The sequence below is a fragment of the Anaerobacillus sp. ABA4_114 genome (assembly GCF_056159065.1).
The window spans coordinates 2,560,503-2,585,846 of the sequence record NZ_JBSWUM010000001.1 but is presented as its reverse complement, the minus strand read 5'-3'; the positions used below and the strand labels follow the sequence as shown (position 1 = coordinate 2,585,846).

Sequence of the window (25,344 nt, the reverse complement as noted above, 5' to 3'; positions counted from 1 at the left end):
GAGAGGTGGATTTCGTCTTGAACCGTAAGTCGGTCTTAGTCAGTATAAGTGTCGGTCTGCTTCTTGTGATCTTCGTAACTGTAAACACTTTTGTTATCCATCGTGTTCTTGCAGGTGAGAAGAAGCTCGAAACGGTATCGGTCAAAAAAGAAACGTTTGAAGATTTACATAGCTATGAAGGTCTCCTTGTTCCCCAAGATGAAGAAGTAGTCTACTATGAAAAGTCGAAGGGCGATATCTCAGCATTTTTGGTAAGTGAAGGAGAAGAAGTTTCAGTAGGAACCGCACTGTTTGAATATGAAGCAGAGAACGATGTGAATGTATCAGATCTTAAAGCAGAAGAAAACAAAGTAGAAACAGAGATCGATGTGTTGGATGATCAACTTGATGACCTTTCTTCACAGGCTTCAACCATACAACTTAATTCTGAGTTGAATGAGGAAGAAAGGATTCAACTCCTACTCGGGATCGATGAACAAATACGAGAGACCGAGTATAAAAAGCGTTTAGCAGAGTTAGAAGGGAAAGAGCTCGATCGTAAAATCCAGGAAGCCGAGAGCAGTGACGTTGAACGAGAAGTAGAGTCATCTCTTAAAGGGACTGTTGCTGAGTTAAACCGAACACCTGAAAATGGAGAAGCTGTAGCGAAAGTATTGTCGAACGAGCTTGCTGTTCAAGGGTCTGTTTCTGAACTCGATCTTCCCTTACTATCTGTCGATCAAGAAGTGACGATCAAAGCGCCTGCGTATCCTGGCCAATCACTAACTGGGCGTATCACACTGATTGAAAACCGTCCTTACGCCATCGAAGAGGGATCTAGCTATTTTAACTTTACTGTCTTGATGGAAGGAACAAACGAAATGAAAGCAGGCACGCACGTAATGATAGAAGTACCGCTTCATCAAAACGTAGATGCCCCGGTCGTTCCTGAGGAGAGCATCATCATGAAAGATGATAAATCGTATGTAGTTGTCGTAGAAAAGGATAAGCTCGAGCTAAGAACGATTGAAACTGGAAGAAGTAAAGAAAACGCAGTTGAAGTGTTAGCTGGTCTTAATGTTGAAGAGAACGTGTTAAAACGACCAAGAGAAGAGTTTACTGAGCTACTATCTGAGAAAAAAGAAAACGATCCTGAAACAAAAGGATAGAGAGAAGACCTGCAACCTGCAGGTCTTTTTTAAACATATCGCGAAGGGAGAATGAAAATTTGAAATACGTATCATTTCATTATGAGGAACAACAGCGGTTTGGTGTTTGGTTAGAAGAAGAGGAAAAGGTTATCGATTGCTTCCAGTATTTCAAAGATAAAGGAAAACACATTTCAACCTTAGTCGATTTGATCAAGAACGATATGCATGATGAGATGATAAACCTTCTTGAAAAAAATGATCAGTATAGCATCTCAATAAACGCGATTACACTTTTGGCTCCAATCCCGAAGGTGAATAAGAATGTGTTGTGTGTCGGAAAAAACTACAGAGACCATGCGATCGAGATGGGCAGTGAAAAGGATATTCCATCTGACCCTATGATTTTTACAAAAGCACCGACAACCATCTCGAATCCGAATGAGGTGTTGTCTTTCTCACAAGACGTTTCGGAGCAGCTAGATTATGAAGGTGAACTAGCGATTGTTATTGGAAAGGATGGAAAGAGGATTTCTCGTGAAGATGCGATGGAGCATGTCTTCGGATATACCATCGTGAATGACATCACGGCTCGTGATCTTCAGAAAAAACACGGACAGTTCTTTATCGGTAAAAGTCTTGATCAGTCATGTCCGATGGGACCAGCCATTCTTCACCGAAGTACGATCGAAGACCCTCATCAGCTGAATATCCTTACAGCGATTAATGATGAGGTGAGGCAAAACGGAAATACAAGCGATCTTATCTTTGATATTCCAGAGCTCATATCTGTACTTTCAAAAGGAATGACGCTCGAAGCAGGTGACATTATCGCAACGGGGACGCCTTCGGGGGTTGGAAAAGGGTTCAAACCTCCTAAGTTCTTAAGAGATGGGGATAAGATTACGATTACTATTGAAGGAATTGGTTCCCTTCAAAATGAAATAAGTATAGGGTGAGCGTTTAACAGCTCGTTAAAAAAGGAAATGTATGGCGAGATTCCAGTTTATCAGGAGGGTTAGCAAATGGAGAAGTTGCATTACATTAACGGAGAATGGACAGGTCACGATTTAGAAAAGATCGAAGTAAGAAACCCAGCAACAAATGAAGTGGTTGGATCAGTTCCACTCGGTGGGAAGTCTGAAACGAAAAAAGCAATCGAAGCTGCACATGATGCTTTTCCTGCATGGTCTAATCTTACTGCATACGAACGAGCTTCATACTTAAAGAAACTTCACGCTCTCATGATGGAGCATGAAGAAGAGTTAGCAGAACTAATGACGAAGGAGATGGGGAAACCTCTTCATGAATCGAAGGGTGAAGTCGCTTATTCGGCTTCATTCGTCGAATGGTTTGCAGAAGAAGGGAAGCGCGTATATGGGCGCACGATCCCTCCACATAAAGAAGGTAGAATGATGGAAGTCCGAAAGCAGCCTGTCGGTGTTGTCGGTGCGATCACACCGTGGAATTTTCCAGCAGCGATGATCGCGAGAAAGCTTGCACCGGCGCTTGCTGCAGGGTGTACGTTTGTGGTCAAGCCACCTTCTGCAACGCCGCTAACTGCAGTTCGACTCGTTGAACTTTGTGAAGAGGCAGGAATTCCAAAAGGCGTTGTGAACCTTGTTTCAGGGAAATCTTCAGAAGTTGCTGGAGAACTGATGAGTAATCCTCACGTGAGAAAGATGACGTTCACAGGTTCAACTGAAGTCGGGAAGAAGCTGATGGAGCAAGCTTCTGAAACGGTTAAAAACATTTCGCTCGAGCTTGGTGGCCATGCGCCGATCATCGTACTCGATGATGCTGATATCGAAAAAGCTGTTGACGGTGTCATCGCTTCAAAATTTAGAAACGGTGGGCAAACGTGTATTTGTGGTAACAGGGTTTATGTACAAGAAAAGATTCACGACGAGTTCGTCGAACGGTTCGTAGAGAAAACGAAAGCGTTAAAAGTCGGTAATGGTCTTGAATCTGGAACTGATATCGGACCGATGATCGATAAAGATGGATATGACAAAGTTGATAAACATGTGAAGAACGCTACGAGCCAGGGAGCAACAGTTGCACTTGGAGGCGAAGGATACGAAGAGAACGGATGCTACTTCTATCGACCTACGATCTTGAAGGACGTTAAACCTGGTATGCTGATCATGAACGAAGAAACGTTTGGTCCAGTGGCGCCGATTCAAAAAGTGTCTACTGATGAAGAAGCGATCAAGTATGCAAATCAAACACCTTTTGGACTTGCAGCTTACGTATTCAGTGAAAGCGTGCGAAGAGGCAATGCGGTCGTTAACGGTCTCGATTATGGAATCGTTGGATGGAATGACGGCGTTCCGTCTGCTGCGCAAGCACCGTTCGGTGGAATGAAACAAAGTGGACTTGGACGTGAAGGTGGACATGAGGGAATCGAAGCGTATCTAGAAACAAAATATGTTTCAATCGGATTATAACATTGAAAAAAGCCCCGCTGGCTAAGCGGGGCTTTAATTTTATGCTGAAAGTACGTCTTTAATTTGATCGATCGCCCAGTTTAGGTCTTCTTCACTGATGATAAGAGGAGGTGCGAAACGGATTACCGTCTCATGCGTCTCTTTACAGAGAAGGCCTCTTTCTTTCAACTTTTCACAGTAAGGGCGTGCAGCTTCATGAAGTTCAACGCCTATGAACAGGCCACGGCCACGAACTTCTTTGATCACCGGATTATTGATTTCTTTTAGTTTCTGTTGAAAATAGTTTCCGAGCTCAAGAGAGCAATCGGCAAGCTTTTCATTTTCAAGCACTTCGATCGAAGCGATTGAAACAGCACAAGCTAGAGGATTACCTCCAAACGTAGAACCGTGAGATCCCGGAGTGAATACACCGAGGACGTTACTGTTTGCTGCAACACAAGAAATAGGGAAGACCCCGCCTCCAAGTGCTTTACCAAGGATGTACATATCAGGCTCTACGTCATCCCAATCACAAGCGAACTTTTTCCCTGAGCGGCAAAGGCCCGCTTGAATCTCATCAGCAACGAAGAGAACGTCATGTTTTTTACAATATTCATAAGCTTCTTTTAGGAAACCTTCAGGCGGGATGTTGATCCCTGCTTCACCTTGAATCGGTTCAAATAAGAAACCAGCCGTATTCGGTGTGATCGCTTTCTTCAATGCTTCGATGTCTCCGTATGGAACGAGTTTGATACCAGGAAGCATCGGTCCATATCCGCGCTGATATTCTTCTTCAGAAGATAGAGAAACAGCTGTCATCGTACGACCGTGGAAGTTTCCTTCGCAAGCGATAATTTCTGCTTTGTCCTTTTCTACACCTTTTACTTCGTAAGCCCAGCGGCGCATCGCTTTCACAGCTGTTTCTACAGCTTCAGCACCTGTATTCATCGGCAACACCATGTCCTTGTTCGTAAATTCTGAAATCTTACGATAAAATGGTCCGAGCTGGTCATTGTGAAATGCTCTAGAAGTTAATGTGACGCGATCGGCTTGGTCTTTAAGAGCCTGGATGATCTTAGGGTGTCTATGCCCCTGGTTCACTGCTGAATACGCACTGAGCATATCCATGTAGCGATTCCCTTCTGGATCCTTAACCCAAACTCCCTCTGCTTCTGCGATGACGATTGGTAATGGATGATAGTTATTAGCTCCGTATTGCTCTGTCATTTGAATAATGTCTTGTGTTTGTACCATGATACTCCGTCACTCCCGTCTATTTATTCATGTCACACTCCATTATTATAACAATGAAATCGCATCCTTCATATCGTTTGAGTCAAAATAATCTGATAGTTTCCAAGAGAATCCATCTTCATGATAAGATAGAAGCGTTGTAATCATTCTGAGGAGGAACATCACTATGCTTCATGCTCATTATACTGCATTCGGATTAACGCTATTGGTCTTTATCATTAGCTACTTTCTTATGAGAAAAGGGAAGGCGAAAGGGCAAAAGATCACTCATATGGTGCTCCGAACGTTGTACGTCTTAACATTGATCTCCGGAATTATACTAGTTTCTGGATATAATTTTTGGGGACCTTCCATCGTAAAAGCAGTCCTAGCGATCTGGTTGCTTTCATCTATGGAAATGATACTCGTAAGAGGAAAGAAGGGGAAATCGATCTGGCCGTTTTGGCTGCAATTTCTATTTGCATTCTTTCTTGTCTTTTTTTATGGGTATTCTGTACTACATCTATATCAGCTGTAGACAAAAACCGCCAATACGGCGGTTTTTTTATTAAACAAATGGTTTTTTCTTCCGATATAAGGAATAGGGTAATAGACATATTTTTGCTTTAAAGGTATTCGGGCCCCTATACTTTTTGTTATTATGGACGTAACTAAACGTCATTATTTTACATAGAGACGGAAATCGAACGTATACTATCATTTAACATGCAGGAGATGAACGAATTGGATGGAGGAACAAAGGCATTATCTCACTTGATAAAGGCATCAACAGAAGAGTTGGAATCGTTGGCAGCGAGTTTGCAGCAGTCTGAGCAACGTTATAACTCCTTATTTGAACAAAATCCGAACCTCGTTTATTCTGTTGATGTTTTCGGTAAGATTACCAGCGTGAACCCTGCTCTTAAACCATTGTTAGGCTATAGGCCCGATGAGGTGATGAGCAAATACTCTCTAGATTTCGTAAGTCAAAATGATTATTCAAAAACAAGAGAAAAGTTTGAACTCGCTTTGAACGGAAATGCTCAGTCATATGATGTGCATTTAATCCACAAGTCTGGCGAAAGCGTTCTTTTTACCATAACGAATATTCCTATTATCGAGAATGGGGAAGTCGTTGGCGCATATGGAATCGGTAAAAATATCATGAGGCAGCTTAGAGCAGAAGAAAAAATCGCACACCTTGCTTATTATGATGTCCTTACCGAACTACCTAATCGTCTCTTATTTGAGAATCTATTACAAGAATCTCTTAAAGCACCTGATGAGATGGTAGCTGTTATGTTTGTAGATTTAGATCGTTTCAAGCTTATCAATGATAGTCTTGGTCACCACCAAGGAGACCACATATTAAAACTCTTTACAGCGAAGTTGAAAGAAGCCGTTCAAGATGATGCCGTGTTAGCACGGTTCGGTGGCGATGAATTCACGTTGATTCTTTCAGGTATAAAAGCCGAGAATGAAGCCTTGTGTTTAGCAAAGAAAATCATCGATGAACTTAAAGAGCCGATCGTGTTTAACGATGTGGAATACTTCATGACGGTAGGAATCGGAATAAGTATGTTCCCTCATGATGGTGTCGATATGGATGAATTGATGCGAAATGCTTATATCGCATTAGACCGAGCGAAAAAGCAGGGCGCAAATCATATTGAATTTTACACAGATGAGATGAATGACCAGGCGTTTGAGAGGCTGGAGCTAGAAAGCTATTTACGCAGAGCCATCGAGAAGGAAGAACTCACGCTATTCTATCAGCCTCAAGTGAATTTAGATGAACAGAAGATTTATGCCTGTGAAGCCTTGATCAGGTGGAATCATCCAAAGTTGGGCTTAGTATCACCTGCACAGTTCATCCCGCTTGCTGAAGATACGGGTCTTATTGAAGAGATCGGTATCTGGGTATTAAATGAAGCTTGTATGCAAACGAAAATGTGGCAGGATCTCGGATATGAGCACCTTTCGATCTCTGTGAACGTCTCCGGTAGGCAATTCCAGAGCGAACAATTTGTGGAATCTGTTCGTGACGCGCTTAACAAGTCTCAGCTATCGCCTCATTCACTACATTTAGAAGTAACGGAAAGCACAACGCTCGTGAACACAGACTATAGTATTTCGATGCTAAAGCAGTTGAGGAAGATGGGGATCAAAGTCTCGATCGATGACTTTGGCACTGGCTACTCTTCACTTAGTTATCTAAAGGACTTTCCGCTCGATATTTTAAAGATCGATCAATCGTTTATTCGCAACTTGAAGGAAAATAGTGCGGACGCAGCGATTGTAAAAGCGGTGATCACAATGTGTGAAGGGCTGAATTTATCGATCGTCGCGGAAGGGATCGAAACAGAGGAACAGGGCGAAATCGTCAAACGATTTGGATGTAATTTCGCGCAAGGGTTCTTTTATAGTAAACCTTTAAACAAAGAACACTTTGAGAAATTACTTACGTCTCGTAAATTCCCGCTCGCAACGTAACGGAATCTAACCACCTATTGAATCGAATTGGTTCAATAGGTGGTTTTTTATGTTAACGCACACAAGAGCCTCAAGCTGTTTATTCCCCTCAATTGAAGGGAAGAGAAGGGTATTAACGAGGTGATAGAGATGCGATACGATGTCTTGATTATTGGAGGAGGAATCGCAGGCCTGACCCTTGCTGTGAAACTTGGTCAGAGCAATGTGAAGACCCTGCTCGTAGAAAAAGATAAGAAAAGCGGCTTGATTTATAAAGGAGAACTTTTACAGCCGAAGAGTCTTGATATCTTAGATCGAATCGGCCTGCTTGAGAAGGTGAAAGCAAACGGAGTTGTTCTTCCATCCATTCAATTTCATGAATTTGAACGACTCGATGATTCTTCTCTTAAGAAGTTAAGTGAAAATGAATTTCGCTATGACGTGATCGATTCACCTTATAACACTTCCTTGATGATCCCGCATGAAAAGTTAAAGGAGCTTTTGTTTGAAGAGGCATCGAAGTACGACTCGGTCGAGCACATTCAACCAGCTAAGTTTACAGGATTTACAGATGAGGATCCTGAAAAGAAAAAAGCGCTGATCGAGACGAAAGAGGGCAGTCTTGAAGTTCAAGCGAAATTTTATATAGGTGCTGAAGGAAGAGCGTCACCGACCAGAACTGCCATGAACGTAGAGATGAAGAAAACAACCTACAACCATCAATTTCTAACGGTATCGTTTCCTCGTCCAGATAGCCTTGATCAATCGACGATCATTACGACGCAGAATCGTTTCCTTGGGCTATTTCCTTTACCCAATAACGAGGTGCGCAGCGTATTGTTGATAAAGCCCGGGGAGTTTAAGACGATGCGTAAAGAAGGGCTCGATTCGTTTTATCGTGCATATTGTGAACTCATCCCTGAATTAGATGGGTATGTGCAACAGATCGATTCTTGGAAAAAGATACAGCTCATGATCCCAGTAAGACACAATGTCTCACAGTATGTGAAAGAGAATATTATTTTGACTGGAGACGCCGCGCATAGTGTTCATCCTATGGCTGGTGAAGGAATGAACCTTGCTATTCAAGACTCTGACGTTCTTGGGGAGCTCCTTTGCTGGATGTTTAAGACGAACCAAACGGATTGGAAGCACCTTGAATGGTACGAAAAAGTAAGAAAGCCAAGAGCGGAATTTGTTTCTCGTCTCAGCCATCAGGCGGCATTACTATATTCATTTCCGTACCGCACATGGCAAAGGCTTAGAATAAAAGGCGTGCAGCAAACGGAACATTCGTCCGTTCTACACTACAAGCAGATGCTCAATACTTCTGGCTTAGGAATTTGGAAGTTTACTATTTGGGATCGGATGAAGCAAGCTGGTCTCCTTCCGGCTAGGAGCAATACGAAGAAAATTTCAGCCAAGGAACATAGCGTGATTTTTAACAAAAAAGATGATTATCCATGGAACGTTGGTTAATGAATGAGGAGGAGATAGGATGAATGAAATTAAAAAGATCTGGCGTGCAAGAAAATGGATGAAAAGCAACGAGCCTTTCCTTTACGCCTGGCATGCGCACGTAGGCTATGTGCATGATCTTTTCGATGAATTCGAACATGGCGCTACAGTCAGAGACGTAGCGAGGAACCGTGGTATGAACGAGCTGCTTCTAACGAGATGGGCAGAAGTAGGAGTTGCGATCGGACACTTGAAGAAAGAGAAAGATGGCACGATTCGCTCAAAGAAAAACATGGTTGAATCCATGTCGAAAAGCAGTGACCAGGATGTTGGCGTATTGTTAAAAGAGATGATGGAGTTACATATTCCGATTCTCCTCTCTTACTCTGATCTATTGATAGGAGATGACTATGCTTCATACAAAGACGATGATTACGCAGGCACAGTAGCGGCTACTTCAAGCTTTATCGAACGTTTCGCATTTCCGAAGGTTTATCAATGGCTACAAAAGGTAGATGCAAAGTCTGTCGTTGATTTCGGAGCTGGGTATGCAGGCTACCTTTCTAGAATCGGTGCTAAAGAAGAAAATATGAGACTCGTAGGAATCGAGAAGAATCGGCAAGTGTGTTTAGATGCTGAATCACATATTCCGTACCGATTAAAATCATCGATCGATCTTTATCCTGAAGATATGATGAGTTGGAAATGGGATGGCGAACGTTTTGACGTTGCGATGATGAATAATCTTCTATACTACTTTGCACCAGATGAAAGGTCTCATCTCTTTCAAAAAGCAAGTGAGGTCACGAATGATAGCGGATCGCTTATCATTATTTCACCTCTTCATGAATCAGATCACGGGCATGCTTTCTCAGCAGCATTCAATAGTTTTATGAGTGCTCATAGTAACTTACACCAGCTCCCAACTAGCACCGAAATGATCGAGATGGCAGCGCGTGCTGGTTTTGGACTGAAGCACATGAAACCGATCGTGAAAGAAGGGGCTTGGTACTGTTTAACGTTCCAAAAAGCGTCATAAGGGAACCCTGTAGAGGGTTTCTTTTTTTATGATTTTCAATCACAAAACCTGGGCTCCAGCATACGTTAAAGAGAGTATGGATTGGAGGGGAAGCCTTTGTGTGGAATAACCGGGTGGGTAGATTGGAAGCAGGACCTGACACATAAAGAAAGCGTACTTCAACAGATGGCTAGCACCCTGTCAAAGCGTGGACCAGACGATACGAACTGTTTCGTGAATAGACACTGTGGTTTCGGTCACACGCGTCTTATCGTAGTAGACCCGTCCGGCGGAAGCCAGCCGATGTCACGGGAACATCTTAATCAGAAATATACGATTTGTTATAATGGAGAGCTTTATAACACAGAAGATTTACGCAGTGTATTGCTTACAAAAGGCTATACGTTTCGCTCTCATTCTGATACAGAAGTGTTATTAACATCCTATATCGAATGGGGTGAAGACTGTGTCGATCATTTGAACGGAATCTTCGCATTCGCCATTTGGGATGAACTTAGAAAACAACTGTTCCTTGCAAGAGACCGTCTTGGGGTAAAACCTCTTTTCTATCGATCTAGCGGACCATCCTTACAGTTTGGTTCAGAGCTTAAAGCGATTCTTGCGCACCCAGATGTGAAAACAGAAATCGATCGAGAAGGGTTACAAGAAATATTTGGACTCGGACCATCGCGTACCCCTGGCCACGGCGTCTTTCGTGGAATCAATGAGCTTCGACCTGGATTTGCCATGGTCTTTAATCAAAGCGGGTTGAAAACGTGGCGCTATTGGGACGTTAAGAGTGCGGAACATACTGATGACCTTGATACAACCGTCGAAACGGTTGGGAATCTCTTAAAGGACTCCATAAAACGCCAGCTTGTCGCCGATGTCCCCGTATGTACATTCTTATCAGGTGGAGTTGACTCGAGTGCGATAACGTCTGTCGCGCAATCGGCGTTTAAAGATGACGGAAAAGGCATCCTTCGTTCATTTTCTGTCGATTATGTAGATAACGATAAATACTTTAAAAGCAGTGAGTTTCAGCCGAATTCAGACGCGCCTTGGATTCGGAAAGTTTCATCGGAGCTTGGTACGGACCATAGTAACTGCGTCATCGATACCGATCAGCTCGTGCACCATTTAAAAGAAGCGGTCATCTGCCGTGACCTGCCTGGTATGGCTGATGTTGATTCATCGTTATTATGGTTTTCAAAACAAATCAAACAGCAAGCAACGGTTGCGTTATCCGGTGAGTGTGCAGATGAAATCTTTGGCGGGTATCCATGGTTTCATAAGCCAGAGCTGCTCGACCAAGAACAGTTTCCTTGGATGCGTTCTACTCTTGAACGCCAGGCAATTTTAAAAGAAGATATTAGAAACAAGTTAAAGCTCGAAAGCTATGTTACTGAACGGTACAGAGATACGGTCAAAGAAACGCCAACGCTCGATGGTGAAAGTGAACTTGAGGCGAAACGAAGAGCACTCTTCTATTTGAATTTGAATTGGTTCATGACCACTCTCCTCGAAAGAAAAGACAGAATGAGTATGGGCGCAAGTCTTGAGGTGCGTGTACCTTTTTCTGATCACAGAATCATCGAGTATGTGTGGAACGTTCCCTGGGAAATGAAGATGCTCGATGGAAGAGAGAAAGGTCTTCTTAGAAAAGCGATGACAGGAGCATTGTCACATGACGTCCTTTATCGTAAAAAAAGTCCCTACCCAAAAACGTATAACCCTGCTTACACGAAAGCGGTGAAGACGTGGCTAACAGAGACGCTTGCAGATAAACAGGCGCCAATCCTCGATCTGATCGACCGAAAAGTCGTTCAGGATATCTTAGATACGGATGGAAAAGCTTTCAAAGTTCCATGGTTTGGCCAGCTTATGGCAGGGCCGCAGCTCATCGCCCATCTTGCACAGATTAATTTTTGGTTAGAGCATAATAAGATTAATCTTGTCGATTGATCGCTCAGAATAACATCATTGAAACCACACCTTTGAGAACAGGTGTGGTTTCTTCATGATTCTTACTACCAACAAAATTCTGATATGCGAAGAATCGAAAAATGATAAAGTAATAAAAGAAAGTGTTCTATAGATGCGTCGAGCAGCGAAAAAACGGAAGAGGTGCAGCTGATGATCCTAGTGAGTTCTTGTTTAGCTGGGTTAGAAGTAAGATATGATGGAAACCATAGTTTACATTCAAAAGTCAGGAGATTAGTAGAACATAAGAAAGCCGTTACAGTATGTCCTGAATTACTAGGCGGGTTCGGAACGCCAAGAGAGCCCGCTGAAATCATAGGAGGGAGCGGAGAAGACGTTTTAGACGGTAATGCTAGAGTCGTTGATAAAACAGGAAAGGATGTGACCGCTTCATATATTGAAGGTGCGGAACAGGCATTGGAAATAGCGAAGCGAGTAGGTGCCACTACCATAATTTTGAAAGAGAATAGTCCATCCTGTGGAAGTTCAATGATTTATAATGGGGAATTTAACGGCAAAAAGGTTGTAGGGGACGGCGTTACGTCTGCGCTATTAAAACGAAACGGTTTTACAGTCATTTCAGAGAAACAATTTGTAGAAGGTAATGGATCTCCTTCAGTAGAATCGTGATCCATTGCTAAGAGACTGAAGGGAGGACTCTTATGAAACACATCCTTATCAACTATATGAAAAGATACTCTGATCGTACTGAAGAAGAATTGAACAAAATTGCATCCAATGTGCCTATTGAAGAGTTTTCAAAAGGGACCGTTTTGCTACAGCAAGGAGAAATTCCTGAGAAATGTTACTTTATTTTAAAAGGCTGTATTCGTAAATATTCAGTTAGTGAATGTGGAAAAGAAACGACTTTCAATCTTTACACAGAGGAGCAAAGCGTAACCATCTTTAATCAGCATGCAGCGGACAAGTCATCACGGTATCGTTTAGAATGTGTGGAGGATTGTGTCCTTGTTGTTGGAGACCTTTCAGAAGAGCGTGCTGCATATGAAGAGAATCCTGGTCTTGAAGCGATGATCCTAAATATGGTTCAAGGTGACTTAGGAGAAATGCATGATGAATTTGCTAGTTTTATGTCTTCTTCTCCTGCAGAGCGGTACAAAGCTCTCCTTGCGAAAAGGCCGGAGCTTTTAAAAAGGATTCCACAGCATCAGCTTGCTAGTTATCTAGGAATGACGCCTGAATCATTTAGTAGAATAAAAAAACGATTAGGGAGTTTGAAGGGATGAGCGGTTAACTTTTGGTTTGATTCCTTTAAACAATAGCCACATACCGAACCCTAATTCACCGATTATCATAGGCAGACTAAGGAACATCTCGATCGTACCTGTGATCTCTTCATATTGAGGAGTGAGGTTATACATCGAGTGAATCAGCATGTAGCTTCCTCCAGCGATAAGTAACAATAAACTGATCACCTTCGGAATAAATGCCGCCTTCATCGCAACAGTACCTACGGCCAATAAGTGAATACCAAATACGATTAATCCAATGGACCACGTTGTTTCAAAACTTTCAATCTGTCCCATGACTTGTGCTGCTAGATCTCGTGTTACAGTCGAATCGTTCTGTATGAGGGTGGTGACTCTACCTAACTGAAAAACTGCTACGGCAAGAATCGAGGTATATAAAAGCCGAATCCCCCCAGCGACTAGTGCAAATGAACGGTGGACGGGTTTTAAAACCATGTAAAATGCCCATGAAACGATGATGTCAGTGAGGATAATGATTCCCCATCCCACAAGTTCAAAATGAAATAACAAAAGAGAGCTTTGTAACTTATTCAAAGTACCCATTGCATCATCATTCATTACCAAAGAAGTATGAGCAAATCCATATGAAAAGAAAGCGGCTAGCGTCATAACGATTAAGCTGACTCCAGCAATCATGGCTGGTCGCGGGTTCACTTCTTGAGTGTTTACACGTTTCATAATAAGCCTCCTTACTTTACACCTATCATAACTGAACGAATGTATTTCACACATTGACTTAAATCAATAAGTGAAAAATAGTGATTTACAATTGTTAAGAGATTTGGTAATATCTTCACAAATAAGCTGCGATGAAGAGAAGAGTAGATCATGCTATCTTTTTACAGAGAACTCCGGTTGCTGAAAAGGAGGAAGGATACGTGATCGAACCAAACCTCTGAGCTTTACATCGGATCCGACTGGTGATGGTGTAACGGGAGCTCCCGTTATCGAGATAGGGTATACGCAATGTTAAATTGCCGTACCTGATAAGTTTGGTATGGTGACATATCGATAAACTGAGGTGGCACCGCGATACTTCTCGCCCTCAAGACAAAAGTCTTGGGGGTGAGATTTTTTTATTGTTTCAATAAAAAATATGTAACGGGGTGGGTATGATGAAGGGAATTACTAAGGATCATGTTATCTTATTGGTCAGCATCGGATTATCCAACGTTGGAGGGTGGATTTATCATATCGCACTTAACTTGATCATCCTCGACATGACAAAATCAGTGCTAGCAATCACAGCTCTATATACTTTAAAGCCGCTCGCATCGCTTCTTACGAACGGATGGTGTGGTACCTTGATCGACCGCTTGAACAAACGAGCGTTAATGATTGGATTAGCTCTTTTTCAATCTGTCGTTATAGGATTTCTACCTTCACTAAGTTCGATTGGTTGGATCTTCTGTATGGTTCTTTTAATCAACATGACAGGTTCCATTTATCAGCCAACATCGATGGTATACCTTACAAAGTTCATTCCGGCTAAAAATAGGAAGGCTTTCAATTCGATCAGAAGTCTCGTTGATTCTGGTGCCTTTATTATTGGGCCGGCTATAGCGGGATTTCTGTTTATCGTAGGAACGCCTACGTATGCGATCTATATAAACGCTCTTGCCCTCGCAGTTTCTGCTGTCATTATGATGGCCCTCCCTGATGTTGAACGAAGTGTTAAGGCAAAGCTAAACCTGTCATTCCGTGTGATGGTGGAAGATTGGAAGGTTGTTTTTAACTATTCTAGGAAGGCATCTTACATTGTCGCGATCTATTTCTTGTTCAGTGCAGTCACGATCATGACGTGGGGGACGGATTCACTAGAAGCTGCGTTTTCAAAAGAAGTGTTGCACTTAACGAATAGTACGTATGGTTATCTTGTAAGTATTTCAGGCGTAGGAATCCTAATCGGTGCGACCGTTAATACCCTTCTCATCAAAAAGCTAACAACATCATGGTTATTAGGAGGGGGGACGGTCGTTCTCTCGATAGGCTATATCGTCTATGCTTTATCAGATGGCTTTGGTATGGCGAGTGTTGGGTTCTTTACGTTATCGTTCGCACTTGCTTTTGCAAACACAGGGTTCGATACATTTTATCAAACGAACGTTCCAGTCGAAATAATGGGAAGAATCGGGAGTTTATTTGGTTTTATCGAATCACTTCTCATTATTATCGTGATGGGAATAGTTGGACTAACGGCAGAAGTGATTTCAATTCAGTTTGCTGTTGTTGGAGGCTCGGTTGTCATGTTCCTCTTATCGCTTCCACTGATAGTTTTGAGTGTGATGCCTTCCAAAGTGGACTATTATTCAAGTACGGCCTCATCATAAAAAGAAAAAACCGCTCAGGTTACGAGCGGTTTTCCTACTTTATTGGGTTTGAGACTCTTTTACTTTCGGAGATTCTAACCGGTTCAATCGATCGACAAGTCCATGGCCAAAGCCAGCGCCAGTGGAAAGACTATTGCTTGAGTTGATCGCTCCACGAACTTCATAAGCTGTTGATCCATGCTCTGAGAAGTCGAGTCCTTGAATTTCTTCTTCTCTTGAAACGCGGATCGATGAGAAGCGTGTGTAAACGAAGAGGAACAATCCAACTGTAGAGAACGTCCATGCCATAACAGCTAGAATTCCAATTGCTTGAACACCTAGAAGAGCTGCGCCGCCTGCATAGAAGAGGCCGCCGTCTATTGCGAAGAGCCCAACTGCGAGCGTACCCCACACACCACATACACCGTGAACCGCGATGGCACCAACTGGATCATCGAGCTTCACACGACGGTCGATCAACTGAACAGCTTCGATCAAGATAACCCCTGCGATAAGACCGATTGCAATCGCTCCGATCGGTGAAACGCTCGCGGTACCAGCAGTGATACCAACAAGACCTGCCAGTGCACCGTTAAGCGTTAGTGAAGCATCGATCTGTTTGTATTTGATATAGGAATAAAGGGCACTTGAGATAACGCCACCAGAAGCGGCTAATAGAGTCGTTGCGACGATAGAAGGAATGAGTGCGTCACTAGCAGATAATGTACTACCAGCATTGAAGCCAAACCATCCGAACCAAAGAATAAATACGCCTAGAGCACCAAGTGGAATATTGTGACCTTGAATAACGTTTACTTTACCGTTTGAATATTTCCCAATACGTCCACCTAGGAACGTGACCGCTACGACTGCACCAAGCGCGCCTGTAAGGTGGACGACCGTTGATCCTGCAAAATCAGTAAATCCGAGTTCTGCTAACCATCCGCCACCCCAGATCCAGTGACCAACTACTGGGTAAACGAAGCCTACCATTGCAACGGTGATCGCAATATAGCTTATAAGCTTCATACGTTCAGCAACAGCACCTGATATGATCGTCGCACACGTTGCAGCAAACACGGCCTGGAAAACGAAGAACCCAATTTGATCAGACTGACCGGCGAGAAAGAATCCATTACTGCCAATAAAGCCAGAAGCAGATTCACCGAACATAAATGCATATCCGATTACAAAGTATAATACTGCTCCGATCGACATCGTCATCAAGTTTTTCATCAAAATATTCAGTGCGTTTTTCGAGCGGGTGAAACCTGTTTCTACCATCGCAAACCCTGCATGCATGAAAAACACGAGGAATGCTGCGATCATAACCCAAACCGTGTCGATGGACTGACTGAGTGCTGTAACCGCAGATGCATCTGTGGCAGCAAAAGCCTTTCCACTCGATAAGAGAATAATAGCTGCAAAGAGAACTGATACTTTTTTCATGACGTAACCATCCTTTACTGTTTTATTTAAAAGCAGTTAGACCGTGTTCACCAGACCGGATACGAATGACATCTTCTACGGGATAAACGAAGATCTTTCCGTCTCCTACCTGTCCAGTGGAACAAACATCGCGAATTGTTTTGACAACATGATCGAGAAGATAATCTTCAAAAATAAGTTCAACTTTCACTTTCGGCTGGAGATCGACTTCGAAATGACTTCCTCTGAATAATCCAGTTTGCTTTTTTTGGAGACCACAACCCGCTACTTCTGAAACAGTCATCCCTGTAATCCCTTCATCACGTAACCGATCTCTTAAGTCCTGAAATGATTCAGGACGAATAATCGCTTCGATTTTTTTCACCTTTTCGGCACCTCCATGTGAGTTAATCTAACAAACTAATTTTTCTATATGCTTATATTATGCTGAACAGCGTATAAGTTCAAGCTTATTTTTAGAAAATTTAAAATACTCTGTAAGATAATCTGACATGGATGGAATTCTAAATTCGTATAAGTGCAGGCTGGGTATAGGTGGTTGCGCTTTCACAATATGGAAGTGTTTTTTGAACACAAAAAAGCTCCTGGAATAAAATCCAGAAGCTTTTTGCGATTAGGTTAGTGAGATGATCTCATAGCCATAAGGTTTGAGCTCTACATGATTCACATCGATTTCTTCATGACTTAACAAACTCTTCGCATGGCTACCAAAGTTTGAAGTGGAAAGGGTAGAAGAAGAGTCGTCATTGTTCAATAGGAACAGTAACGTTTCTTTTTCTGTTCGCTTCACATATTGCGTAATCTTCTCATGATCTGTTAACAACTCAAATGACCCAGCACTCCCGAATGCATCGTGCGTTTTCCTTAAAGAGATGAGCTTTTGAAGGAATACAAATAGATCTTTGTCTTGTGTTTTTTCATCCCATACCATACAGTATCGGCAGCCAGGGTCAGCCCCTCCCGTCATACCGACTTCGTCTCCATAGTAGATACAAGGTGTACCGGGGAACGATAGCTGCATCAAATACATGAGCTTTACGAGGTCTTTGTTTTCACCCGCGAGCGTTAACAACCTCGGAGTGTCATGGCTCCCAAGAAGGTTGAATGCAACGTCATTCACATTCGCTGGATAAGAATGAATCAGTGAAGTGAGTCTGTTTGCCATCGTTGTAGCTGAAATTTTTTGATGTGCAAAATGATCAAGAATTGCAGCCGTGAAAGGATAATTCATGACAGCATCGAACTGATCCCCCTGGAGCCATGGCATCGAATCATGCCAAATTTCACCTAATATATAGAGTTCTGGCTTCACTTTTTTCACTTCGTTTCTAAACTCACGCCAAAAAGCATGGTCCACTTCATTCGCAACATCAAGACGCCATCCATCGATGTCGAATTCTTCAACCCAGTAACGACCAACTTGTAAAAGGTAGTCACGTACTTCCGGGTTCTCCGTATTGAGTTTAGGCATCGCTGGTTGAAATGCAAACGTATCATATGAAGGTAACGGATCTGTTTCGATTGGGAACGAGCGAACGTGAAACCAATCACGATAGCGGGATTTTTCTCCGTTCTTCAGTAAGTCTTGAAACGGTTCAAAGTAATAGCCGCTGTGGTTGAATACGGCATCGAGCATAATTTTTATTCCTTTTTCGTGACAGAGTCTTACTAGTTCTTTAAACGTTTCTTTATCACCAAACTGTGGATCGATCTCCATGTAATCGATTGTATCGTACTTGTGATTAGATTGAGCTTTAAAGATAGGGGTGAAGTAGATCCCGTTAATGCCAAGTTCAACAAGGTGATCGAGGTGATCGATGATGCCTTGAAAATCTCCGCCAAAAAAGTTTGTTGGTGTTGGTGCGGCTTCTCCCCACGGTAAACTGTCATCTGGGTCGATGGAAGGATCTCCATTCGCAAACCGCTCAGGGAAGATTTGATACCAGATCGTGTCCTTGACCCATTCAGGTGCACGGAATACGTCTTTACTATTCAAGAAGGGAAAGCTGAAGTAATCGTTCGTATCAGCTGGTTGTTCTGTGTAAAAACCTTTTTCAGTGAAGACGAAAGATTCTTGATCGTCCTCTAAGTGAAACCCATATCGAAGCCTGCGATATGGAGGCTTGATCGCAACATCCCAATAATCATAGAGAGCGTCTGAACCTGATAGGGTCATAGGTTGCTTCTTAGATTGCCAGCCATCTTGTTTCCAATCATAAGGATCCCCATGTATGAGTGATACAGCTGTTACATCATTTTTCTTCGTTTGTAGTTTGATGTGTAGCGTTTCATCGTCATAAGGATAAGCGAAGTTGTTTTTAGGTCGATGATAGATCGCTTCTTTTTGCAAATTGTCCCCTCCTGAATGCAATCGCTTGCATGAATTGTTAGTATAAAAGTACCTATCGAACGAAACGAAGTCTGATACGCACTCTTAGATTAAATGTAGAAGATTATAGAGAACTAGTCAAATCCCTTTATAAACGAAAGAAATGTAGAATAAAAAAATTTCAAAAAAGTTTGTGCAAACGGTTGCTAAAAATTCCGCTACATGTATAATTAGTTATAGAAAGTTAGTGCAATCGTTTTCACGGTTCAGCATAACTATCGTAAAAATTAGAGGGGGTTTAGGAAATGAAAAGGTTTTTTGCCTTATTTCTAACACTGGTCTTAGCAATCGGCGTACTCGCTGCTTGTGGTCCGCAAAACAATGAAAGCGCTTCTACGAACGAAGGCGGAGGTTCTGAAGGAGACGCTGATGCTAACAAACCTGAGAAACTAGTTGTATGGGAAGATAAAGATAAAGGCATTGCGCTTGAACCAGCAATTAAGAGTTTCGAAGAAGAATATGGTATTAAAGTTGAATTTAAAGAACTAGGAATGGCTGATGAAATCAGAGAGCAAATTCGTCTTGATGGCCCAGCGGGTACTGGTCCAGACGTTCTAACTCTACCTCATGACCAAATTGGACAAGTTGCTGTAGAAGGATTGATCTCACCAATCGAAGTGGATCAAGAAGTTGTTGATCGTTACACTGAATCTTCTATTCAAGCACAAACATACGATGGTAAGCTTTATGGACTTCCAAAAGCGACTGAAACACCAGTATTTATTTATAACAAAGCAATCATGGACGAAGCTCCAGAAACAATGGATGATGTTTACACTTTCGCAAAAGATTACACAAAGGACAAGCAGTATGGTTTCCTTGCACTTTGGGATAACTTCTACTTCGCAAACGCAGTCCTAGCTGGATACGGCGGTTATGTATTCGATCGTTCTGATGAAGGTCTGAACCCAGAAGATATTGGTTTAGCAAACGAAGGTGCTGTTGAAGGTACAGAATATATCGAGAAATGGTACACAGAAGGTCTGTTCCCTAAAGGTCTTATCGGTGAAAACGGTGGATCTACGATGGATGGTCTCTTTAACGAAGGAAAAGCTGCATCTGTAATGAACGGTCCATGGTCCTTCCAAGGATACAAAGATGCTGGAATCGAGATCGGTGTAGCACCGATGCCTAAACTTCCTAACGGTGAAAACTTCAAGACGTTTATCGGTGTTAAAGGCTGGCATGTAAGTAACTTCTCTGAGAACAAAGAGTGGGCTACTAAGCTAGTCGAATGGGTAGCAAATGCAGAAAACGGTAAGATTCGTTATGAAGAAACTGGTGAAATTCCTCCAGTTAAATCTCTTATCGAAGATCCTGTAATCGCTGACAATGAAGCTGCTAGCGCAGTTGCAATTCAATCTCAGTATGGTACTCCAATGCCTAACATTCCTGAAATGGCAGAAGTTTGGGGACCAGCAGCATCTGCACTTCAATTAGTAGCGACTGGAAAACAAGATCCTAAGCCTGCACTTGAAGAAGCTACGAAAACAATCAAGTCTCAAATCGAACAAAACCACAGCAATTAAGGTAAAGAAAACTAAAAGCGGTACTCCGGAAACGGAGTGCTGCTTCTCACTTTAAAGGGTGACAAAGTGAGGGGAGAAAGGGGATTGCCATCACGATGGAGGCAAATGGAAGTCAAACTAAACATCGAAAAATTGCATTAGCATTGTCCCTCATACCAGGGTTGGGTCAATTTTATAACAAGCAGCTTTTGAAAGGGTTAATGTTCTTTATTCTAACCATTTCATTTGCGGTTGCTTTTGCTGATCTAATCAATATCGGCCTATGGGGAATCGTTACGCTAGGAGAAAAGTTACCAAGAGATCACTCCATTTTCCTTTTAACGCAAGGGATCATCGCGATTCTCGTCATTGCGATCGGGTTGTTGATCTACTTCTTGAACCTTCGGGATGCTTACTTGAACGGAAGAAATCGTGACCTTGGCATTCCACTTAACTCAGTAAGAGAACAGTATCGAAATGTTTCTGAGCAAGGTTTTCCTTATTTAATGCTTGCACCTGGATTCTTTCTATTAATCTTTGTTGTTATTTTTCCAATTCTTTTCGTAATTCTACTATCGTTTACAAACTATGATCTTTATCACTCGCCACCTGCTAATCTAGTAGACTGGATTGGCATCCAAAACTACATCGACATCTTTAGTATGGATATTTGGCGTAATACGTTCTTAGACGTATTCTCATGGACGATCGTCTGGACGTTCGTCGCAACAACTGGTCAAATCGCAATCGGTATTTTCCTAGCCGTCTTGATGAACCAGAAAGACCTTAAATTCAAAGGCATCATTCGAACAATTTTCATTTTGCCATGGGCAGTACCGGCTTTCGTATCGATCCTTGTTTTTGCAGGAATGTTCAACGAAACGTTCGGTGCCATCAACAATGACATCTTAGCTGCATTTGGAGTAGATAGTATTCCGTGGTTAACGGATCCTTTCTGGACCAAAGTAGCTTTAATACTCATACAATTTTGGTTAGGCTTCCCGTTCATCTTTGCGATGGTTACGGGTGTACTTCAGTCGATTCCAAACGAATTATACGAAGCTGCAACAGTCGATGGTGCTTCGATCTGGCAAAAGTTCAGAGCGATTACGCTCCCAATGATTCTTTTCGCGATCGCACCGATTCTGATCACACAGTATACGTTTAACTTTAACAACTTTAACGTGATCTATCTGTTCAATGGAGGTGGACCTGCTGTTTCAGGTCAAACTGCTGGTTCGACTGATATTTTGATCTCATGGATCTATAAATTGACGTTTACTTCAGCACAGTATGGTAAAGCTGCAGCAATTACCATGATCCTTTCCGTGATCGTTATCGCGGTTGCATTGTGGCAGTTTAGAAGAACGAAATCATTCCAAGAAGAGGATATGATGTAATATGAGTACAAAAATGCAGAACACCATCCGTTTAACACTGTCCTATATTGTTATTGCTATCGCTTGTATCATCATCCTATACCCAGTAGCATGGATTGTCGGTTCTTCCTTCAATCCGGGTGATAGTTTGTCTGGTTCATCGATCATTCCTGAAAATGCAACGCTTCAGCACTACAAAGATCTTTTCAATACTGCTGAAAGTGATTACTTACTTTGGTATTGGAATACACTGAAGATCTGTATCATAACGATGGTCATTGCGGTCGCTATGATTTCTTGCATGGCATATGCGTTTTCACGCTATCGTTTCGTTGGACGTAAAAATGGTCTGATGACATTCTTGATCTTGCAGATGATTCCTAACTTCGCAGCATTAATCGCGATCTATGTCCTTGCTTATATCACAGGATTCCTTGATACACACTTTGCGTTGATCCTTGTTTATGCTGGTGGCTTGTTGCCGATGAATACGTGGCTTGCGAAAGGGTATCTCGATACGATTCCGAAAGAGCTCGATGAGTCGGCTCGTATCGACGGTGCAGGACACTTCCGAATTTTTTGGCAGATCATCTTGCCACTTGCAAAGCCGATCCTAGCAGTTGTAGCACTATTTAGCTTCATCACACCATTTACTGATTTTATCCTTGCACAGATTATTTTGAGAAGTGAAGAGAAATTTACACTAGCAGTGGGATTATATCGAATGATTTCTGATCAGTTCGGAAATGAGTTTACAACCTTCGCAGCGGGCTCTGTTCTCATTGCAATCCCGATCTCCATTCTATTCCTATCGCTACAGCGTTACTTTATCTCCGGTCTAACAGCAGGAGGAACAAAAGGGTAAGTCATAAAGGGGGAAGAGGAATTAGGTGAATGCCATCTTCTTTCTCCTTTCTTAATTCATTTTGTACTTTAAAAGTGGAATCGTTTACAATAAGAAAGTAACAAACAACGGAAGAAGCTTGACCGGTGTGACTGGCAGCGACTTGCCTGTTGTTCAGGAGGGAAACCAGTGGCAGTAACGATTAAAGATGTAGCAAAGTTAGCAAATGTCGCCCCATCCACTGTTTCTCGTGTCATTGCAAATAATCCGAGAATCAGTGAAAAAACAAAGCGCCGCGTTCGTGAAGCGATGGAAGAACTCGGTTATCACCCGAACTATAACGCTCGTAGCTTAGCGAACAGAAGCACACAAACGCTAGGTGTCGTCATGCCTAGTTCAGCAGATAAAGTGTTTCAAAACCCTTTCTTTCCAGAAGTCTTAAGGGGAATCAGCACAAAAGCACATGAAAATGAATTTACGCTTTACATGTCGACCGGTTCCAAGGAAGAAGAGATTCTGGATGCTGTGAAAGGGATGGTTCATGGAAGAAGAGTAGATGGAATCGTCTTACTTTATTCTAGAATCGATGACTCGATCATGAAGTTTTTAAAAGAGGAACAGTTTCCGTTTACAGTGATTGGAAAGCCGTTCAAGTATCCTGACGAAGTAACACATGTGGATAACGACAACTTCAGGGCCGCAAAAGACGTGACGGAACATCTGATCGAAAGAGGGCATGAACGAGTAGCGTTCGTAGGTGGCCAGCTCGACTTAGTTGTGACGGTAGATCGGTTGAGTGGCTATGAAAAAGCATTGCGTGAGGCAAATTTAACGTACCGCGATGAGTATATCGTGCATGTGGAGTTTCTGAAGGAAGGCGGACATGAAGCCGTGATGGAACTGTGCTCACTTGAAGAGCCTCCAACGGCACTAGTCGTAGCGGATGATTTAATGGCGCTTGGAATCATGAGCAAGTTAGATGAGATCGGACTATCGGTCCCAGATGATATTTCCATCATCAGCTTTAATAATGTGATGCTTGCAGAATATGCAAGTCCGCCACTAACGTCAGTTGATATTAATATTTTTCAACTAGGCTATCAGGCTGTTACTTGTTTACTTGAAAAGATTGAAGATGCAGAGTCGAGCAACAAGCGTGTTTGTGTCCCGCATAAGCTCGTTGAACGATGGTCTGTAAAAACGCTTTAGGTTACGAAGCCTGCTGAGAATTTCTCAGCAGGTTTTTTTATCGTTCACGGAGTTTATCGATGATCACGTTAAGTGGTTCGTTCTTTTCACCATAGTACTTATCAAATGGACAAGGCTTCTCCTGTATTCGTTCAAGGACAGTCTCGATAGTAAACGAAGTAGGAGATAAAGAATCAGTAACCTCCTCCCAAAAAAGAGGTGCTGCGACGGTTGGGTTTTGTTTTCCTCTTGTTGAATAAGGACAGATCATCGTTTTACCTTCCGCATGCTGAAGGAAGTCTACGTACAGTCTTCCATGACGGTTTCGTTTCAACCGTTCCACAGTAAATGAGGAAGGGTGCTCTTCGACAAGGTAATCTGCGACAAACGAAGTGAACACCCTTGTTTCCTCATAGGTTAACCCTTTTATCGGAATGTGGATCTGTATGCCTTTGCTTCCTGTGAGCTTAGGAAAACTCACGATTTTTAAAGAGGAGAGGATAGCATGGATCTCCTTCGCAGCTAAAATGACGAGATGAAAGGATTCTTCGTCAGGTGGATCTAAATCAAACACAATTTCAACGGGCTTCGATGACCTGCGTGTGTGGAAGGGGATATGAAACTCAATGGTCCCCTGATTTCCTAGCCAAACTAACGTTGATAAATCATTGCACACAATGTAGTCGATGTCATCATGTCTACTTGTTTGAATAAAGTCGGGAGCATAGTCAGGACAGTTCTTTTGATAGAACGACTCTCCATCCACACCGTCAGGGTAACGGATAACAGTCAATTGCTTCTCTTTCAGCATCGGTAGTAGAAAAGGGGAGACATGCATTAGATAAGAAATATAATCACTCTTCGTTACATGAGACCAGTATTGTTTCGAAGGGTGTGTGATGGAAACGTCTTCTCTATGAGGCAAGTTGTCTAGGATCAGTTTCTCGATCGTACACGTTTGATAATCAGTGTCGAGTGTAAAAGAAAGAAATGAAGTATCGGTGAGTTCGCCATTTTTCATACCCTTGAAAGAAAGTTCAACGCATATTCCAGGAGCTACTGAAATGCTTTCTCCATCACGGTGCGATTGGTTTGATTCGATGGTCTTAAGCAAGCTCTCAAACTCTTGTTTCGTAAGACCTTGCGAAAAAAATCCGATGAATGTAACCACATCATCTTTCATAATCGATGCGATAAATTCCGCGCGTATCTCGTGATACCCAGTAACAATAACGACTCCTCTACCACCATGAGAGAGGGTTTCCTTCAATACCTGTTCCATTAACG

The 25,344-nt window shown here is 42.5% G+C and carries 21 protein-coding genes and 1 other annotated feature; of the genes, 15 read left to right on the top strand and 6 right to left on the bottom strand.

Going from position 1 to position 25,344, the window contains the following annotated elements; all coding sequences use genetic code 11:
- The first annotated feature begins 17 nt into the window (after positions 1-17).
- From ACXAEY_RS13160 to ACXAEY_RS13150, 3 genes are all read left to right on the top strand, one after another.
- Complete coding sequence (locus ACXAEY_RS13160; protein WP_474812454.1) at positions 18-1,148, top strand: efflux RND transporter periplasmic adaptor subunit; 1,131 nt, start codon at positions 18-20, stop codon at positions 1,146-1,148.
- A 59-nt stretch (positions 1,149-1,207) separates the two neighbouring features.
- On the top strand, positions 1,208-2,086 hold the full coding sequence (locus ACXAEY_RS13155; protein WP_474812452.1) for a fumarylacetoacetate hydrolase family protein: 879 nt from the start codon (positions 1,208-1,210) through the stop codon (positions 2,084-2,086).
- Between the two features lie 66 nt (positions 2,087-2,152).
- The gene (locus ACXAEY_RS13150) at positions 2,153-3,577 is read left to right on the top strand and encodes an NAD-dependent succinate-semialdehyde dehydrogenase (RefSeq protein ID WP_474812450.1); all 1,425 of its coding nucleotides are present in this window, start codon (positions 2,153-2,155) and stop codon (positions 3,575-3,577) included.
- A 39-nt stretch (positions 3,578-3,616) separates the two neighbouring features.
- Here ACXAEY_RS13150 and ACXAEY_RS13145 read toward each other — a convergent pair whose 3' ends face one another.
- Positions 3,617-4,810: an ornithine--oxo-acid transaminase gene (locus ACXAEY_RS13145; protein ID WP_474812448.1), complete on the bottom strand. Its 1,194-nt coding sequence runs from the start codon at positions 4,808-4,810 to the stop codon at positions 3,617-3,619.
- A gap of 166 nt (positions 4,811-4,976) precedes the next feature.
- Between ACXAEY_RS13145 and ACXAEY_RS13140 the strand changes: the two genes are divergently transcribed.
- The 7 genes from ACXAEY_RS13140 (at position 4,977) to ACXAEY_RS13110 (ending at position 12,967) form a co-directional block, all read left to right on the top strand.
- Positions 4,977-5,327 carry a DUF1516 family protein gene (locus tag ACXAEY_RS13140; protein WP_270181577.1) on the top strand — a complete coding sequence of 117 codons (351 nt, stop codon included), beginning with the start codon at positions 4,977-4,979 and terminating at the stop codon, positions 5,325-5,327.
- 206 nt (positions 5,328-5,533) lie between these two features.
- Positions 5,534-7,282: a sensor domain-containing protein gene (locus ACXAEY_RS13135; protein WP_474812446.1), complete on the top strand. Its 1,749-nt coding sequence runs from the start codon at positions 5,534-5,536 to the stop codon at positions 7,280-7,282.
- 129 nt (positions 7,283-7,411) lie between these two features.
- Positions 7,412-8,740, top strand: coding sequence for an FAD-dependent oxidoreductase (locus ACXAEY_RS13130; RefSeq protein WP_474812444.1), 1,329 nt, complete (start codon positions 7,412-7,414; stop codon positions 8,738-8,740).
- A 19-nt stretch (positions 8,741-8,759) separates the two neighbouring features.
- Positions 8,760-9,758 (top strand): class I SAM-dependent methyltransferase, encoded by a 999-nt coding sequence (locus ACXAEY_RS13125; RefSeq protein ID WP_474812442.1) that lies wholly within the window; start codon positions 8,760-8,762, stop codon positions 9,756-9,758.
- Between the two features lie 96 nt (positions 9,759-9,854).
- The gene (asnB, locus tag ACXAEY_RS13120) at positions 9,855-11,702 is read left to right on the top strand and encodes an asparagine synthase (glutamine-hydrolyzing) (protein ID WP_474812440.1); all 1,848 of its coding nucleotides are present in this window, start codon (positions 9,855-9,857) and stop codon (positions 11,700-11,702) included.
- Positions 11,703-11,873: 171 nt separating this feature from the next.
- Positions 11,874-12,350 (top strand): 2-thiouracil desulfurase family protein, encoded by a 477-nt coding sequence (locus tag ACXAEY_RS13115; RefSeq protein ID WP_474812438.1) that lies wholly within the window; start codon positions 11,874-11,876, stop codon positions 12,348-12,350.
- A 32-nt stretch (positions 12,351-12,382) separates the two neighbouring features.
- Positions 12,383-12,967 carry a Crp/Fnr family transcriptional regulator gene (locus tag ACXAEY_RS13110; RefSeq protein WP_474812436.1) on the top strand — a complete coding sequence of 195 codons (585 nt, stop codon included), beginning with the start codon at positions 12,383-12,385 and terminating at the stop codon, positions 12,965-12,967.
- On the opposite strand, the gene ACXAEY_RS13105 is transcribed toward ACXAEY_RS13110, so the two are convergent.
- Positions 12,947-13,669, bottom strand: a complete 723-nt coding sequence (locus ACXAEY_RS13105) for a DUF4386 domain-containing protein (RefSeq protein WP_474812434.1) — start codon at positions 13,667-13,669, stop codon at positions 12,947-12,949. The two genes, ACXAEY_RS13110 and ACXAEY_RS13105, sit on opposite strands and share 21 nt — an antisense overlap.
- Before the next feature lie 122 nt (positions 13,670-13,791).
- Positions 13,792-14,041 (top strand) — a binding site (T-box leader).
- A gap of 65 nt (positions 14,042-14,106) precedes the next feature.
- On the opposite strand from ACXAEY_RS13105, the gene ACXAEY_RS13100 reads away from it, so the two are divergent.
- Complete coding sequence (locus ACXAEY_RS13100; RefSeq protein WP_474812433.1) at positions 14,107-15,321, top strand: MFS transporter; 1,215 nt, start codon at positions 14,107-14,109, stop codon at positions 15,319-15,321.
- 39 nt (positions 15,322-15,360) lie between these two features.
- Here ACXAEY_RS13100 and ACXAEY_RS13095 read toward each other — a convergent pair whose 3' ends face one another.
- The 3 genes from ACXAEY_RS13095 to ACXAEY_RS13085 all read right to left on the bottom strand — a co-directional run bounded on the left by ACXAEY_RS13095 (position 15,361) and on the right by ACXAEY_RS13085 (position 19,099).
- Positions 15,361-16,749: an ammonium transporter gene (locus tag ACXAEY_RS13095; protein ID WP_474812432.1), complete on the bottom strand. Its 1,389-nt coding sequence runs from the start codon at positions 16,747-16,749 to the stop codon at positions 15,361-15,363.
- Positions 16,750-16,771: 22 nt separating this feature from the next.
- Complete coding sequence (locus tag ACXAEY_RS13090; protein WP_474812430.1) at positions 16,772-17,113, bottom strand: P-II family nitrogen regulator; 342 nt, start codon at positions 17,111-17,113, stop codon at positions 16,772-16,774.
- A 249-nt stretch (positions 17,114-17,362) separates the two neighbouring features.
- A complete protein-coding gene (locus tag ACXAEY_RS13085) occupies positions 17,363-19,099 on the bottom strand; it encodes a glycoside hydrolase family 13 protein (RefSeq protein WP_474812428.1) in 1,737 nt (578 codons plus the stop codon).
- Between the two features lie 284 nt (positions 19,100-19,383).
- On the opposite strand from ACXAEY_RS13085, the gene ACXAEY_RS13080 reads away from it, so the two are divergent.
- The 4 genes from ACXAEY_RS13080 to ACXAEY_RS13065 all read left to right on the top strand — a co-directional run bounded on the left by ACXAEY_RS13080 (position 19,384) and on the right by ACXAEY_RS13065 (position 24,078).
- Positions 19,384-20,667: an extracellular solute-binding protein gene (locus ACXAEY_RS13080; RefSeq protein WP_270181588.1), complete on the top strand. Its 1,284-nt coding sequence runs from the start codon at positions 19,384-19,386 to the stop codon at positions 20,665-20,667.
- Between the two features lie 95 nt (positions 20,668-20,762).
- Positions 20,763-22,046, top strand: coding sequence for a carbohydrate ABC transporter permease (locus ACXAEY_RS13075; RefSeq protein WP_474812426.1), 1,284 nt, complete (start codon positions 20,763-20,765; stop codon positions 22,044-22,046).
- Between the two features lies 1 nt (position 22,047).
- On the top strand, positions 22,048-22,890 hold the full coding sequence (locus ACXAEY_RS13070) for a sugar ABC transporter permease (RefSeq protein WP_270181590.1): 843 nt from the start codon (positions 22,048-22,050) through the stop codon (positions 22,888-22,890).
- A gap of 168 nt (positions 22,891-23,058) precedes the next feature.
- Complete coding sequence (locus tag ACXAEY_RS13065) at positions 23,059-24,078, top strand: LacI family DNA-binding transcriptional regulator (protein WP_270181591.1); 1,020 nt, start codon at positions 23,059-23,061, stop codon at positions 24,076-24,078.
- 37 nt (positions 24,079-24,115) lie between these two features.
- Here ACXAEY_RS13065 and ligD read toward each other — a convergent pair whose 3' ends face one another.
- The gene (ligD, locus tag ACXAEY_RS13060; RefSeq protein WP_474812423.1) at positions 24,116-25,339 is read right to left on the bottom strand and encodes a DNA ligase D; all 1,224 of its coding nucleotides are present in this window, start codon (positions 25,337-25,339) and stop codon (positions 24,116-24,118) included.
- Positions 25,340-25,344 lie beyond the last annotated feature (5 nt).

Bases quoted from the DNA above. Each gene is read 5' to 3' on its own strand.
- ACXAEY_RS13150 (WP_474812450.1), top strand. From the start codon at position 2,153: ATGGAGAAGTTGCATTACATTAACGGAGAATGGACAGGTCACGATTTA.
- ACXAEY_RS13145 (WP_474812448.1), bottom strand. From the start codon at position 4,810: ATGGTACAAACACAAGACATTATTCAAATGACAGAGCAATACGGAGCT.
- ACXAEY_RS13140 (WP_270181577.1), top strand. From the start codon at position 4,977: ATGCTTCATGCTCATTATACTGCATTCGGATTAACGCTATTGGTCTTT.
- ACXAEY_RS13130 (WP_474812444.1), top strand. From the start codon at position 7,412: ATGCGATACGATGTCTTGATTATTGGAGGAGGAATCGCAGGCCTGACC.
- ACXAEY_RS13125 (WP_474812442.1), top strand. From the start codon at position 8,760: ATGAATGAAATTAAAAAGATCTGGCGTGCAAGAAAATGGATGAAAAGC.
- ACXAEY_RS13115 (WP_474812438.1), top strand. From the start codon at position 11,874: ATGATCCTAGTGAGTTCTTGTTTAGCTGGGTTAGAAGTAAGATATGAT.
- ACXAEY_RS13110 (WP_474812436.1), top strand. From the start codon at position 12,383: ATGAAACACATCCTTATCAACTATATGAAAAGATACTCTGATCGTACT.
- ACXAEY_RS13105 (WP_474812434.1), bottom strand. From the start codon at position 13,669: ATGAAACGTGTAAACACTCAAGAAGTGAACCCGCGACCAGCCATGATT.
- ACXAEY_RS13100 (WP_474812433.1), top strand. From the start codon at position 14,107: ATGAAGGGAATTACTAAGGATCATGTTATCTTATTGGTCAGCATCGGA.
- ACXAEY_RS13095 (WP_474812432.1), bottom strand. From the start codon at position 16,749: ATGAAAAAAGTATCAGTTCTCTTTGCAGCTATTATTCTCTTATCGAGT.
- ACXAEY_RS13080 (WP_270181588.1), top strand. From the start codon at position 19,384: ATGAAAAGGTTTTTTGCCTTATTTCTAACACTGGTCTTAGCAATCGGC.
- ACXAEY_RS13075 (WP_474812426.1), top strand. From the start codon at position 20,763: ATGGAGGCAAATGGAAGTCAAACTAAACATCGAAAAATTGCATTAGCA.
- ACXAEY_RS13070 (WP_270181590.1), top strand. From the start codon at position 22,048: ATGAGTACAAAAATGCAGAACACCATCCGTTTAACACTGTCCTATATT.
- ligD (WP_474812423.1), bottom strand. From the start codon at position 25,339: ATGGAACAGGTATTGAAGGAAACCCTCTCTCATGGTGGTAGAGGAGTC.